Annotated in this window: 13 protein-coding genes; 6 read left to right on the top strand and 7 right to left on the bottom strand. The window is 70.7% G+C overall.

Annotated features, from left to right (window positions below; translation table 11 throughout):
- Positions 1–125 precede the first annotated feature (125 nt).
- A complete protein-coding gene (locus ABTZ89_RS24795; RefSeq protein WP_351048757.1) occupies positions 126–1,475 on the top strand; it encodes a polysaccharide deacetylase family protein in 1,350 nt (449 codons plus the stop codon).
- A 4-nt stretch (positions 1,476–1,479) separates the two neighbouring features.
- Here the strand turns inward: ABTZ89_RS24795 and ABTZ89_RS24790 are convergent, their stop codons facing one another.
- Positions 1,480–2,187, bottom strand: coding sequence for a TetR/AcrR family transcriptional regulator (locus tag ABTZ89_RS24790; protein ID WP_270953048.1), 708 nt, complete (start codon positions 2,185–2,187; stop codon positions 1,480–1,482).
- A gap of 76 nt (positions 2,188–2,263) precedes the next feature.
- Between ABTZ89_RS24790 and ABTZ89_RS24785 the strand changes: the two genes are divergently transcribed.
- Positions 2,264–3,787 carry an FAD-dependent monooxygenase gene (locus ABTZ89_RS24785; protein ID WP_351048752.1) on the top strand — a complete coding sequence of 508 codons (1,524 nt, stop codon included), beginning with the start codon at positions 2,264–2,266 and terminating at the stop codon, positions 3,785–3,787.
- 47 nt (positions 3,788–3,834) lie between these two features.
- On the opposite strand, the gene ABTZ89_RS24780 is transcribed toward ABTZ89_RS24785, so the two are convergent.
- Positions 3,835–4,491, bottom strand: a complete 657-nt coding sequence (locus ABTZ89_RS24780) for an HAD family hydrolase (RefSeq protein ID WP_270953046.1) — start codon at positions 4,489–4,491, stop codon at positions 3,835–3,837.
- A gap of 71 nt (positions 4,492–4,562) precedes the next feature.
- On the bottom strand, positions 4,563–5,213 hold the full coding sequence (locus ABTZ89_RS24775; RefSeq protein ID WP_351048748.1) for a hypothetical protein: 651 nt from the start codon (positions 5,211–5,213) through the stop codon (positions 4,563–4,565).
- 66 nt (positions 5,214–5,279) lie between these two features.
- Between ABTZ89_RS24775 and ABTZ89_RS24770 the strand changes: the two genes are divergently transcribed.
- Entirely contained in the window at positions 5,280–5,912 is a 633-nt protein-coding gene (locus ABTZ89_RS24770; RefSeq protein WP_351048746.1) for a TetR/AcrR family transcriptional regulator, read from the top strand.
- A gap of 59 nt (positions 5,913–5,971) precedes the next feature.
- Here ABTZ89_RS24770 and ABTZ89_RS24765 read toward each other — a convergent pair whose 3' ends face one another.
- Both ABTZ89_RS24765 and recA read right to left on the bottom strand, forming a co-directional pair.
- Positions 5,972–6,580, bottom strand: coding sequence for a regulatory protein RecX (locus ABTZ89_RS24765; protein WP_351048744.1), 609 nt, complete (start codon positions 6,578–6,580; stop codon positions 5,972–5,974).
- Positions 6,581–6,598: 18 nt separating this feature from the next.
- Positions 6,599–7,645: a recombinase RecA gene (recA, locus tag ABTZ89_RS24760; protein ID WP_270953042.1), complete on the bottom strand. Its 1,047-nt coding sequence runs from the start codon at positions 7,643–7,645 to the stop codon at positions 6,599–6,601.
- 256 nt (positions 7,646–7,901) lie between these two features.
- On the opposite strand from recA, the gene ABTZ89_RS24755 reads away from it, so the two are divergent.
- Positions 7,902–8,654, top strand: coding sequence for a DUF4383 domain-containing protein (locus ABTZ89_RS24755; protein ID WP_351048741.1), 753 nt, complete (start codon positions 7,902–7,904; stop codon positions 8,652–8,654).
- 177 nt (positions 8,655–8,831) lie between these two features.
- Here the strand turns inward: ABTZ89_RS24755 and ABTZ89_RS24750 are convergent, their stop codons facing one another.
- Positions 8,832–9,026, bottom strand: coding sequence for a DUF3046 domain-containing protein (locus tag ABTZ89_RS24750; RefSeq protein ID WP_270953040.1), 195 nt, complete (start codon positions 9,024–9,026; stop codon positions 8,832–8,834).
- Positions 9,027–9,063: 37 nt separating this feature from the next.
- Here ABTZ89_RS24750 and ABTZ89_RS24745 point away from each other — a divergent pair, with 37 nt between their 5' ends.
- Entirely contained in the window at positions 9,064–9,195 is a 132-nt protein-coding gene (locus tag ABTZ89_RS24745) for a hypothetical protein (RefSeq protein ID WP_270953039.1), read from the top strand.
- A 4-nt stretch (positions 9,196–9,199) separates the two neighbouring features.
- On the opposite strand, the gene ABTZ89_RS24740 is transcribed toward ABTZ89_RS24745, so the two are convergent.
- Positions 9,200–11,008 (bottom strand): Hsp70 family protein, encoded by a 1,809-nt coding sequence (locus ABTZ89_RS24740; protein WP_351048736.1) that lies wholly within the window; start codon positions 11,006–11,008, stop codon positions 9,200–9,202.
- A gap of 182 nt (positions 11,009–11,190) precedes the next feature.
- Between ABTZ89_RS24740 and ABTZ89_RS24735 the strand changes: the two genes are divergently transcribed.
- The coding region (locus tag ABTZ89_RS24735; RefSeq protein WP_351048733.1) for a DEAD/DEAH box helicase at positions 11,191–13,531 on the top strand (2,341 nt) is incomplete at its 3' end.

Genomic DNA, 13,531 nt, shown 5'->3' with positions numbered 1-13,531 from the left:
GTGGCCGCCCACCACCTCCGCACGACGGCGTACCCCATCCACCTCACGTGCTGGATCCAGCACGTCCTCCACCAGCCGTAACGTCCCGGACGTCAGGTCGGTCGACCCCGTTTGGCGGTCCGGTGATGGATGCGCGGAAACTGCTGAGCCGAGCTCTCACCTGCACCGGCGTCGTGCTGCTGGTGCTGTTCCTCGGCGCGCCGGCCAACGCCGCACCGACGCCCCGGACCGTGGTCAGCTTCACCGTCGACGACGGCACCGCGTCGCAGACCGCCGGTGCCCGGATCCTCAGCCAGCACCGGATGCGCGGCACCTTCTACGTCGTCTCCGGTTCCATCGGCCAGCCCGGCTACCTCAGCCTCGACGACCTGCGCGGCATGTCCGCGGCCGGCCACGAGATCGGCGGGCACACGGTCACCCACCCGGACCTGGGCACCATCGGCCCGGACGAGCTCCGGCGCGAGATCTGCCAGGACCGCGCCAACCTGACCGGCTGGGGATTCCGCGCGACCTCGTTCGCCTACCCCTTCGGCATCGCCGACCAGGCCGATGAGCAGGCCGTGCGGGACTGCGGCTACAACAGCGCCCGCATCACCGGCAGCATCCGGACGGCGCGCGGTTGCGGCAACTGCCCGCCGGCCGAGGGCATCCCGCCGCGGAACCCGATGGCCGTGCGCGGCACCGGCATGATCGATCCGAGCTGGACGTTGGAGGAGCTCCAGCAGGTCGTGCTCAACGCCGAGGCCGACGGTGGAGGCTGGGTTCCCCTGGTGCTGCACCAGGTCTGCGACTTCTGCGGTCCGCTGTCCATCAGTCCCAGGGTGCTGGACCAGTTCACCTCGTGGCTGGCCGCCCGGGAAGCCAGGGGCACGGTTGTGCGCACCGTCGACGAGGTCATGGGCGGTGAACCCGCACCGCTGGTCCGTCCGCCCGCGCCCGCGCCGCGCGCCGGACTGGTGAACGCGTCGCTGGAGGAACCCGGACCGCGAGGCTGGGTGCCGAGCAGCTGGGGGCAGAACAGTCCGAAGTGGACCCCGGTGCCGGACGCGCACAGCGGGCACTCGGCGCAGCGGCTCGACCTGGCGGACTACGTCAACGGCGACGCCAAGCTCCTGCAGCGGATGGACCAGGGCGAAGCCGCACCGGTCGCGCACGAGAACAACACCTACACGCTCAACGCCTGGTACAAGTCGACCGCGCGGACGCAGTTCGCCGTCTACTACCGCGACCGGGCCGGGTCCTGGCACTACTGGACGACCAGCCCGTTCTTCTCCCCCGCCGCCCAGTGGACCGCGGCGACGTGGACGACCCCGGCAGCCCCGCCCGGCACGACCGGGCTGAGCTTCGGACTCGCGCTGTCGGCACCGGGGTCGCTGACCACCGACGACTACGACCTGCAGGAGCACCCCGCGGTCAGCTACGAGCGCCTGTGCACCCGCCTGCCATGGGTGTCCCTGGTCAGCTGGCTGTGCTGACCGGTCAGGCGAGGGCCCTGGCGATCCCGGCGAGCAAGCAGGCGAGGCCGAACTCGAAGCGGGCTTCGTGGTCGCGGTCGTCGGCTTCCAGGATCCGCCGGTTGAAGTGCGGGTACTGCCCGGACTCGACCACCTGGCGCACGTACTCGCCGACCGCGTGCTGCCAGTCCGCCTCGGTCATCCCAGTGCTCCGCTGAGCCTCCAGATCGGCCAGTTCCGCCGCAGCGGAACCGAGCACGAACGTGCTGATGGCGCTGACGACCATCGCGGCCTGGGACGCGTCATCGGTCGCCCTGCCCACCACGCCCAGCTGGTGATCCGCGCGCTTGAGCACGTTGGGGCCGAGCGTCGGCCGCCGCGTCGCCTGCTGGACTAGCCAGGGGTGGCGCAGCAGCGAGGCCCGGGAGCTGCGTGCGATGGCGGCGAGGTCTTCGAGCCAGTCGCCCGACTCCACTGGTGGCTCTCCCTCGCCGTGGACGGCATCGACCATGAGCTCGATCAGCTCGTCCTTGTTGGTGACGTGCCGGTACAGCGAGGTGGTGCCGGAGCCCATCTCGGCCGCGATGCGCCGCATGGACAGCGCCTCGATGCCTTCGGCGTCGGCGAGGTCGATCGCGGTGCGCACGATCTTCTCCTCGGTGAGCGCCGGACGGCTGCCGCGCTGCCGGTCGCGCATCCACACCAGCGCCGGGGACTGCGATCGAGCAGACATGGGAACACTGTACCCATAGGGTACGGTGTTCCCAGAACGGGAACACTGTTCCCAAAAATGTGAGATGGAGACAGCCATGAACCAGCACCCGGTCGTCATCGCAGGTGGCGGCACCGTCGGCCTGGCCACCGCACTGTTCCTCGGCCACCACGGCGTGCCGGCGCTGGTCCTCGAACGCCGACCCGAACCGTCCAACCACCCGCGGGCGCTCGGGATCAGCCCGCGCTCGCTGGAGTTCTTCCGCGAAGTCGGCGTGCGCGGAGGAGTGGACGCGGTCGCGGTGCGCTCGACCGAGATGTGGCGGGCCGAGGCCCGCACCGCAGCCGAAATAGATCGCCCCGGACCGGCGCCGAAACTGCCGTTCCCCAACACCGCGTCGCCGGAGACGCCGCACGGCCACTACCCGCAGGACCGGCTCGATTCGGTGCTCATCCCGGAGGCGCGAGCGCGCGGTGCGGCGATCGAATTCGGCGTCGAAGTCACCGGCGTCGAGCAGGACGACGACGGCGTCTCAGTCGCTCTCTCCGACGGACGCGTGGTCCGGACCGACTACCTGGTGGGCGCGGACGGCGCCCGCAGCGCGGTTCGACGCCTGCTGGGCATCAGCACCACGGGCCCGGGCGAGATCGGCGACACCACGGTGAACATCCTGTTCCAGGCCGACCTGGTGGGTCACTTCGGTTCGATGCCGACGATGACGCAGATCAGCCATCCGGACGCATCGGGAGTGCTGCTGGCCGTCGGCGAGCAGCGGTGGGTGCTGCACGTGACATCGCCCGACGGGGAGAACTTCTCCGAGGAGCGCAGCGCCGCCGCGGTGCGCACCGCCATCGGCGCCGACGTGCCCGTCGAGATCGTCAGCGCGCTGACCTGGCGGGCGACCGCGCGGATGGCCGACGAATTCCGGTCCGGGCGGGCGTTCCTGGTCGGCGACGCCGCGCGCACCATCTCCCCGCTGGGCGCGTTCGGCCTGAACAGCGGACTCGCCGACGCGCACAACCTGGCCTGGAAGCTGGCCCTGGTGCTGGCCGGGAAGGCCGGCGACCGGCTGCTGGACAGCTACCACGAAGAACGCCACGCCGTGTCCGAACTGGTGACGCAGCAGGCGTTGCTGCGCTGGGAGAACCCCCGGCTGCACTGGGATCCGGCGGCGGTCGCCGAGCGAGCTGCCGCCGGGGCGTGGAACGCCCCGCTGGTGACCATGGGCTACCGGTACGACTCCTCGGCGATCATCGACCCGGTGGTCACCCCTCCGTCCACTGAGGACCTCTTGGCGAGCTTCGACGGCGCGCCCGGTTCCAGGCTGCCGCACCGGTGGCTGGACGAGACCACCTCCACGCTCGACCTCAACGAGTCCCGGTTCGCCGTGTTCACCGGTCCGGACGGCGAACCGTGGGGTGAAGCGGCGCAGCGGGTCGCAGCTTCAAGCGGACTTGAGCTGCGCACGGCTCAGCTCGACTCGGAGTGGGCGCGGTCGGTGGGCCTCGACGACGGCGGCGCGCTGCTGGTGCGTCCGGACGGCTTCATCGCCTGGCGCACCGACCAAGCCGCCGACGACGCAGTGCTGGACAAGGTCCTCGCCGCAGTGACCGGTCGCTGACCGACGCGGGGGGGGGGAGTTCTTCTCGAGAACTCCCCCGGCCTGAGCTAGTTGAGGAGGGCCAAGGCCTCGGGGATCGAGTCGACGACCGGGCGACCCGTCTTCTCCAAGGCCTCGCGGCTGGTCACGCCGGTCGTGACCAGCACGCAGCGCGTTCCGGCCTGCTCCGCGGCGTGGGCGTCGTCGAGGACGTCACCGATGAGGACCGCGTCCCGGGCGTCGAGCTCCTGCGCTTCCAGGTGGCGGCGCAGGTGCTCGGCCTTCGAACCGCCGCCGACCTCCGCGCGCAAACCGTCGACGCGCGCGAACATCTCGTACAAGCCCCGGTCCGTCACCAGCTCGACGAGCTCGCCGTGGAACCACATGGACAGCAAGGACTGGCTGCGACCGGTCTTCGCCCAGTCCTGCAAGGCGTTCGGCACGCCCTTCGCCAAACCGCACGTGTCCAGCAGCTTTCGGTACGCGTCGTGGTAGAGCACGTCGATGCGGGCCCAGTCCCGGTCGTCCAGCGACCTCCGCAGCAGGCGCTCGTAGCACTGCAGCAGCGGTCGCCCGAACACCGCGCGCCACTCGTCGATGTCGATGTGCTCCCGGTCGAATTCCGAGCAGACGGTGTTCACCGCTGATACCACGGCGTGGTTGTCGTCCAGGAGAGTTCCGTTCCAGTCCCACACGATGTGCCGGGTGTCCGCGAGAGTCGTCATGACTGGCGACTCTACGAGCCGACCACGACGATCCGGCACCGCCGTCCCAACCTGGGAGATCCGGCCGGCGCTCAGCTGCCCGCCAGCAGGAGCACGCTGCAGACGACGATCCAGGCCGCCCACCCTAGCCAGCCGATCAGGCCGGTCACCGCGATGCGGTTCGTGCCGTCGGCGTTGTAGGGGCTGGCCGACGACGAGACGAACAGCAGCGCGGCGCTGAGGTATCCGAGCCAAGCGTGCCATTCGGGGAGGAACCCGACGCCCGCCCCGGCAGTGCTGAACCCGATCAGGGCCAGTGCCAGGAAGACCTGGTTGAACCCGAACAGGACGTTGTTCAGCGTCCACAGCCCGACGATCGAGTCCCGGTTCTGGGCCGCGGCCGCCATTCCGAACCGCAACGCCTCCACCACCGCGAACGTGGCGTTCTGCATGAGGACACCGGCGAAGCCGACGAGGGCCCACGCATCTGCTCTCGGCTCGCCGCGCCACAGCTCCGCGAGCAGCCCGGCGGCGAAGACCGTGGTGAACAGCCACGTGGCCGGCGCGACCACCGAAGGTTTCTTCAACCGGCTGCCGAGCGCGACCAGCGAGTCGGCCACCTCCGACGGGGACCGGCCGGAGTTCGGCATCGGGAACCCGACGCGGATGTAGACGGCGTTGATGGCGAGGGCAAGCAGGACGAACCCGATGCCTCCTGCTCCCGCAAGACCGGCGATGGTCATCGCGCACCCCAATTCGCTTAACGTGGTTTATAATCAATATGCATCACGTTAGACGGAAGGGTGGTCATGGCGGAAGAGAGCGGTCGGCGCCGGTACAACTCGCTGCGCCGCATGACGCAGGCGCACCAGACCAGGGCCGAGATCGCAGACGCCGCGCGTCGGCTGTTCGTCGCGCAGGGCTGGGCGGCCACCACCGTGCGGGATGTCGCCCGCGAGGCGGGGGTTTCCGCGCCGACCGTCTACGCGGCCTACCAGAACAAGACCGGACTGGTCTGGGCATTGGTCGAAGCCGCTGATATCGCAGCGGATCTACCGCGGCAGATCGACGAGCTGGAAGCCACCAGCGATCCTCGGCGGCACCTGTCCGCGATGGCTGGCTACGACCGACGCCTGTTCGAGCGCGCCGGCGACCTCATCACGCTGCTCCGGGACGCCGGCCGGACCGAACCTGAACTCGCCGACTTGTACCGGAAGGCGCGAGAAGTGGCCGACCAGACCCGCTTTCAGGTGTTCGCCTCCTGGCCCGGGGGCGCACTCCGCTCGGACCTGGACGTCCCCACCGCCGTCGACATCTACGCAGCCCTGTGCAACATCGACGTCTACGCAACGCTCACCGCGGAGCGCTCCTGGTCACCCGACCGCATCGAGCAGTGGTGGAGCGAAACCCTCGCTCGCGAACTGCTCGCCCAGCCCGGATAGGACGAAGCGGGGCCGGTTCCTGCTGGGAACCGGCCCCGCTTCGGGGAAACTGCTCGTGGTCACGGGGTGTCGAAGTCCGGGGATTCTTCTCCGGAGCGTTCGATCTCTTCGCGCACCACGCGGAAGGCCAGGCCTTCGGAATAGCCCTTGCGGGCCAGCATTCCGACCAGGCGTCGCATCTTCGTGGTGTGGTCGAGCGAGCTCATGCCGCGGAGCTTGCGCTGCACCAGTTCGCGGGCCCGCTCCGCCTCCACGTCGGAATCCACAGTGGACAACGCCGCTTCCACCAGGTGTTCGTCGACGCCCTTGCGGCGCAGTTCGAAGCCCAGCGCCTTGCGCCCCAAGCCCTGCGTGCGCTGCCGCGCGTGCACCCACTCCTCGGCGAAGGCGGCGTCGTCGACCAGGCCCGCGTCGACGAACTTCTGCAGCACGCGATCGGCGATCTCCTCGTCGATCTCCTTGCGCAGCAAGGCTTGGCGCAACTCCCCGCGGCTGCGCGCACGCGCCGCCAAGAGCCGGTACACGATGTCGCGCGCCTGGCTCTCCGGGTTGTCGTCCTTGCGTCGCTTCGACTCCGCCGCTTCGCCCGGAGTCCCGTCCGCCGGGCGGGCATCGTCGGAGCGGCGGCTCTCCGCACCGCCCCTCCCACGCCTGCCACCGTCGTTCATCCGCACCAACGTTCAGGATCAGAAGTCGACCGGGGCCGGCTCGGCGGCTTCCTCCGCGTCCACGGTGGCGCCGATGCCGAGCTTCTCCTTGATCCGCTTCTCGATCTCGTTGGCGACGTCCGGGTTCTCCCGCATGAACCGGCGGGCGTTCTCCTTGCCCTGGCCCAGCTGATCGCCCTCGTAGGTGTACCAGGCACCGGACTTGCGGATGATGCCCTGCTCGACGCCCATGTCGATCAGCGAACCCTCGCGGCTGATGCCGATGCCGTAGATGATGTCGAACTCGGCCTGCTTGAACGGCGGCGCGACCTTGTTCTTGACCACCTTGACGCGGGTCCGGTTGCCGACCGCGTCCGAGCCGTCCTTGAGCGTCTCGATCCGCCGCACGTCCAGGCGCACCGAGGAGTAGAACTTCAGCGCCTTACCACCGGTGGTGGTCTCCGGGGAGCCGAACATCACGCCGACCTTCTCGCGGAGCTGGTTGATGAAGATCGCGGTGGTCTTGGCGTTGTAGAGCGCGGAGGTCAGCTTCCGCAGCGCCTGGCTCATCAGCCTGGCCTGCAGACCCACGTGGCTGTCACCCATGTCGCCCTCGATCTCGGCGCGCGGCACCAGCGCGGCCACCGAGTCGATGACGATGATGTCCAGCGCGCCGGAGCGGATCAGCATGTCCGCGATCTCCAGCGCCTGCTCACCGGTGTCCGGCTGGGACACCAGCAGGGCGTCGGTGTCCACGCCGATCGCCTTGGCGTACTCGGGGTCCAGCGCGTGCTCGGCGTCGACGAACGCCGCGGTGCCGCCCAGCTTCTGGGCGTTGGCCACCGCGTGCAGGGCGACCGAGGTCTTACCGCTGCTCTCCGGGCCGTAGACCTCCACGATCCGGCCGCGCGGCAGACCGCCGATCCCGAGCGCCACGTCGAGCGAGATGGAACCGGTCGGGATGACCTCGATCGGCGCGCGCGACTCGTCGCCGAGTCGCATGACCGACCCCTTGCCGAACTGCTTGTCGATCTGGGCGAGCGCCAGCTCCAGCGCCTTGCCCTTGTCCGGTGTCGCTGCTGCCATCGGGGTCCACCTCGGTCGAATCGTGCTTCGTCGTTGTTCGGTTCAGACGCTACGGGCAGGGACCGACAATCCGGCCGCGGGGCCCGCCCACCTCGATCCCGTGCCCCCACATCTTAGACGAACGGATGTTCGATCAACTTCCCGACACGCCAGTCGTATCACCTGTTCGTGTGACAGTGCGATCACTTCGGTCCGGGTGGACACTCGGAAGACCACTTGGCGCGCCCCGTCGCGACCCGAGGAGGAGGTGCCGACCATGCGCATGGACCGATACCTTCCGCCGGACCACCCGCTCAGCCGGTTCTACCGGATGGCGGCGGCCATCTTCGGCGCCTGCCTGCTGGCCTTCGGCGTGCTGGGCGTGGCCAACCGGGTGCCGCTGTTCACCACCCACGGCATCGACGTCCTCGGGCTCTCCAGCAACGGCCTGCTCGCAGTGGTCTCGATCGTGGTCGGCGCGGTCCTGGTCTGCGCCGCCGCCTGGGGCGGCCCCGTCGCCTCCACCACCACCGCCGTGATCGGCGTGCTGTTCTTCCTGTCCGGGCTGATCAACCTCGGGCTGCTCGACACGCCGTGGAACCTGTTCGCGTTCAAGCTGCAGAACGTGGTGTTCAGCCTGATCGCCGGCATGGTCCTGATGTTCTTCGGGTTCTACGGCCGGCTCAGCGGCGGACTGCCGCAGGACAACCCGTTCGTCCGCTACCGGCACCACGAACCGCCCGCCGAGGAGGTCCCCGAGCAGCGGCTGGCCGACGAGCAGCGCATCGCCGAGCTCACCCCGCTGGCCCGGGACGAGATCGCGGTGGCCGAAGGCCACCCCACCCCGGAGCAGGCGCGTCGGGTGCGCGCCGAGGCCTGGCGGCACATGCAGGAGGAGCGCCGCCGCGCCTACCAGCACTACGCGAACGCCGGACGCACGCCCGAGCAGCAGCTCAGCGCCCAGAACCTCTGGGCCGACTTCGAAACCCCGGAGCAGCCCAAGAAACCCGGCCGGGAACCGGAGTCCTGACCCGCCGACCCAAACCGGGAGGACGCAATTTCAATGGAAATCAGACGTCTGATTTCCATTGAATTTGCGGAAGTTCTCCACAGCCAGGACGACCTGTCCACACCCGTCGGCATGTCGGGTCCCGACACGCCGGAGGACCGCAGTTTCAATTGAAACTGCGGTTGATCGCGGCTGGGGTCAGCGGCGTTCCGGGGGTACTTCGAAGGCTTCGCAGATCGCCTGCCAGACCTCTTTCGTCGACATGCCGGCTTCGAGGGCCTGGTCGACGGTGCGCCCGTCGAGCGACGAGAAGACGTGGTCCTGGGCCAGCATCTCGGCGCGGACCCGACCGAACTCATCGGCCATGCGTTGGCGGAAAGCTGTGTGGCGCATCGCCCATCAGCCTACGCGCCGCCAGTACGCTGGTGGTGTGCTGTTCCTGATGCAGGCCGATCTGACCGGCCTGTCCTCCCCGCTCGGCAGGATCGTGATCGCCCTCGGCCTGCTGGCCGCGATCGTGGTCGCGGTGCGGTTCCTGTGGGAGAACCGCAACCGCCGCTGAGCCGTCAGGCCAGGCCCGGCTGGACGGTCTTCTCGAACTCGTCGGCCAGGTCGTCGGGGGTCAGCTTCCGGTCGGGGTTGGGCTTGAGCACCATGCCGACCAGCGGCCGGTCGTCGACGGTGAACACCAGGGTGCCGAACTCGACGCCGGTGACCGCGCGGTAGCTGCCGGACAGCCCGTTGCCGGTCCAGTCCGCCTCGACCCGGTTGCTGTGCACCCCGTTGAACGACAGCAGCAGATCGGCCCGCGCGGCCGCCGCTTCCTGCGAATCCAGCTGGGTGTAGACGATCTGGGTGCCCTCGTTGGGGTTTCCGATCGAGCAGGACACCACGGTGCCGCTGAGCTCACGCAGTCCCGGCATGACCCGCTGCCAGCCGGGCGCGCAGTTGGCCTTCTCCGGAACGCTGCCCGCGAGGTTCCGCAGGCACGAGGTGAAGCCCTTGTCGTCCTTCGCGCCGGGCTGGAAGCACTCCGAGGCGCTGGGCGCGGGCGAGTTCCCGCTGAGTCGCAGCACGACCGCCACCACGGCAACGATCACCGCGACGGCGGTGAAGGCGCCCAGCCCGATCAGGAGGTTGCGCTTCGAACCGGGAGCGGCCGGCTGCGGGGCCTGCTGCGGCAGGACGACCGGGTGGGTGCGCACCGTGTCGGGCTCGCGGTAGCCGGGCTGCGCGACGGGCGCCGGCTGCGCGGGGGTCGGCGCGACCGGGGTCGGCCGGATGTCGTTGGTCCACATCGCCGCGCCGTCGCGGGCCACGTGGTGGGCGCCGAACGCGACCGCGGTCTCCGGCTGGTCGAGCGTGGTCGGCACGACCCGCAGCTGCTCCCCGATCAGGCTCGCGACCAGCGGCAACCGGCTGGAGCCGCCGACCAGGTAGATCCCGGCGAGCTGCTCGGGCGCCATCCCGTTGGAGCGCAGCACCGAGGCCAGCAGCTCGACGCTGCGCAGCATGGTGGGACGCACCAGGCCTTCCAGCTCCGCGCGGGTGACCAGCACGTCGTCGAAGGGCTCGGGCATCGGCACCTCGGTCTGCGGGTGCCGGGACAGCGTCTCCTTCGCCGCGCGGACGTCCTCGTGCAGCGCGCGCTGGGCGCGGCGGTCGGCGGTGGTGTCCGGCCGCAGCAGGTGCTGCCAGCGCTGCGGGTCCTTGTTGGAGACCTGCCGTCCGACGTGCTCCAGCAACGCCTGGTCGACGTCCAGACCGCCGAGGTCGCCCAGGCCGTCCTCGGCCAGCACCACGAACCCGGCCTGGCCGACGCCCACGATCGCGCAGTCGAAGGTGCCCGCGCCGAGGTCGTAGACGGCCAGCACCTGGCCGTTGCCGAGCGCGCGGTCCGGGAACGAGGCGAAGTGCGCGGCGGCCGCGACGGGTTCGGGCACCAGGACGAGGTTGCAGCTGAACCCGGCCAGCCGCGCGGCCGAGAGCAGCACGTTGCGCCGGACGGTGCCCCACTGCGCGGGGTGGGTGAGGCGGACCTCGTCGGGCTGGACGCCGCCGAGCTGGCGGGTGGTCTCCTCGGCGACCCGGTGCAGGACGGCGGCGAGCGCGTCGGTGACCGTGATGACGTTGTCGCCGAGCAGGAGGGTGCTCTCGTCGACGCGGCGCTTCGGGTTCGGCTCGAACCGGGACGGGTCCAGCCGGGCCCGGCGTTCGGCGTCCCGGCCGACGATGAGCCCGCCGTCCTCGGTGGCGAACACCGCCGAGGGCATCGTCGCCGATCCGTCCACCTCGATCACGCGCGGTGGCCGACCGTGCGCCGAGAGCACCGCGACCGTGTTCGAGGTGCCGAGATCCACTGACAGGACGCGCACCCGTCCCCCTCCCAGGAATAGGACCTTGCCACCGGAATGCTGCCATGCGCGGGCGCCGCGGAAGCACGGATCCCGACCATCGGGCCGAGATCCGCCGTCCGGCAGCCACTTTGGACGGTGCTGATCTCGGCTCCGCGCGGCCTCGGCGGCGCGATGTCGGACCGCTGGTCCAGCATGGAGGGGTGCGCGATGTGCTGGACTCCTTCTCCGCCGCGACCCGCGACTGGTTCCGCGGTGCCTTCGCCGCGCCCACCGAAGCGCAGCGCGGGGCGTGGGAGGCCATCGCCGAGGGCGAGCACGCGCTGGTCGTCGCGCCGACCGGTTCCGGCAAGACGCTCGCGGCGTTCCTGTCCGCCCTGGACAAGCTGGCCGTCGAAGGTGCGCCCGCCGATGCCAAGCACCGCTGCCGGGTGCTCTACGTCTCGCCGCTGAAGGCGCTGGCCGTCGACGTGGAGCGAAACCTGCGCGCGCCGCTGGCCGGAATCCGGCAGGCCGCGCAGCGGCGAGGCAGCGCGCCACCGGACATCGCGGTCGGCATCCGCACCGGCGACACCCCCGCTGACCAGCGCAGATCGTTCACCCGCAGGCCGCCGGACGTGCTGGTGACCACTCCGGAATCGCTGTTCCTGCTGCTGACCTCGGCGGCGCGGGAGTCGCTGCGCGGGGTGGAGACGGTGATCGTCGACGAGGTGCACGCGGTGGCGGGCACCAAGCGCGGGGCGCACCTGGCGCTGTCCCTGGAGCGGCTGGACGAACTCCTGCCGCAGCCCGCGCAGCGCATCGGGTTGTCCGCGACGGTCCGGCCGGTCGAGGAAGTGCGCACCTTCCTGGCCGGTGGCCGGCCGGTGCGCACCATCCAGCCCGCGCACCCGAAGGAGGTCGAGGTCCGGGTCGTGGTGCCGGTGCCGGACATGGCCGAGCTGGGCGCGTCCACCGGCGAGACCGACGACCAGCACCCCTCGATCTGGCCTTCGGTGCAGGACCGGATCCTGGCGCTGATCCGGCAGCACCGCTCGACCATCGTGTTCGCCAACTCCCGGCGGCTGGCCGAGCGGCTGACCGCCGGGCTCAACGAGCTCGCCGAGGAGAACCCGGCGCCGATGGCGCGGTTCCCGGCCGAAGCGGTGGGCGGTTCCGGGGTGAGCACCGGGGCGCTGCCCGTCATCGCCAAGGCGCACCACGGCTCGATGTCGAAGGAACAGCGCGCCGTGGTCGAGGAGGAGCTCAAGTCCGGGCAGCTGGCCTGCGTGGTGGCCACCTCGTCGCTGGAGCTGGGCATCGACATGGGCGCGGTGGACCTGGTGGTCCAGGTGGAGACGCCGCCGAGCGTGGCTTCCGGGCTGCAGCGCATCGGGCGCGGTGGGCACCAGGTCGGCGCGGTGTCGCGCGGCGTGGTGTTCCCGAAGTTCCGGGGTGATCTCGTCGGCTGCGCCGTCGTGTCGGAGCGGATGGCCGACGGGCTGATCGAATCGATCGCCTTCCCGCGCAATCCGCTGGACGTGCTGGCGCAGCACGTGGTGTCGATGGTCGCGATGGACGCCTGGCCGGTGCCGCAGCTGGCTTCCGTGGTGCGCCGCGCCGCGCCGTTCGCCGGGTTGCCCGACTCGGCGCTGAACGCGGTGCTGGACATGCTGGCGGGCCGCTACCCGAGCGAGGAGTTCGGCGAGCTGCGGGCGCGGATCGTCTGGGACCGGGTCAACGACGAGCTGCGCGCGCGGCCGGGTGCGCAGCGGCTGGCGGTCACCTCCGGCGGCACGATCCCCGACCGCGGCCTGTTCGCGGTGACCACGCCGGGCGACGACGCCGCGGGCAAGGGCGGGGTGCGCGTCGGCGAGCTCGACGAGGAGATGGTCTACGAGTCGCGGGTGGGCGACACGTTCCTGCTGGGCACCTCGGCCTGGCGGGTGGAGGACATCACCCACGACCGGGTCGTGGTGACCCCGGCACCGGGCCAGCCGGCCAGGATGCCGTTCTGGAAGGGCGATTCCCCGGGGCGCCCGCTCGAGCTGGGACGCGCGCTCGGCGCGTTCGTCCGGGAGCTGACCAGCGCGGACACCGGATCCGCGCGGGAGCGGATCGCTTCCGCCGGGCTCGACGAGTGGGCCCAGGACAACCTGATGTCCTATTTGGACGAGCAGCGGCGGGCCACCCGGCACGTGCCCGACGACCGCACGATCGTGGTGGAGCGGTTCCGCGACGAGCTCGGCGACTGGCGGCTGGTGGTGCACTCGCCGTTCGGGGCGAAGGTCAACGGCCCGTGGGCGCTGGCGATCGGGGCGCGGATCCGGGAGCGGCGCGGCATCGAACCGCAGGTCGCGTCCTCCGACGACGGGATCGTGCTGCGGTTGGCCGATGCGCTGGACGATTCCGGCGCGGAGGTGCTGCCGACCGCCGAGGACGTGCTGCTGCCACCGGAGGAAGTCCAGCAGGTGGTGACCGACGAGGTCGGCGGCTCGGCGCTGTTCGCCGCGCGGTTCCGGGAATGCGCGGCGCGGGCGCTGCTGCTTCCCCGCCGCGATCCGC

It is taken from the genome of Saccharopolyspora sp. NPDC002686, assembly GCF_040295745.1.
Lineage (GTDB): Bacteria > Actinomycetota > Actinomycetes > Mycobacteriales > Pseudonocardiaceae > Saccharopolyspora > Saccharopolyspora oryzae.
The sequence above is the reverse complement of the archived record's forward strand: the minus strand, read 5'-3'. Positions and strand labels throughout refer to the sequence as shown.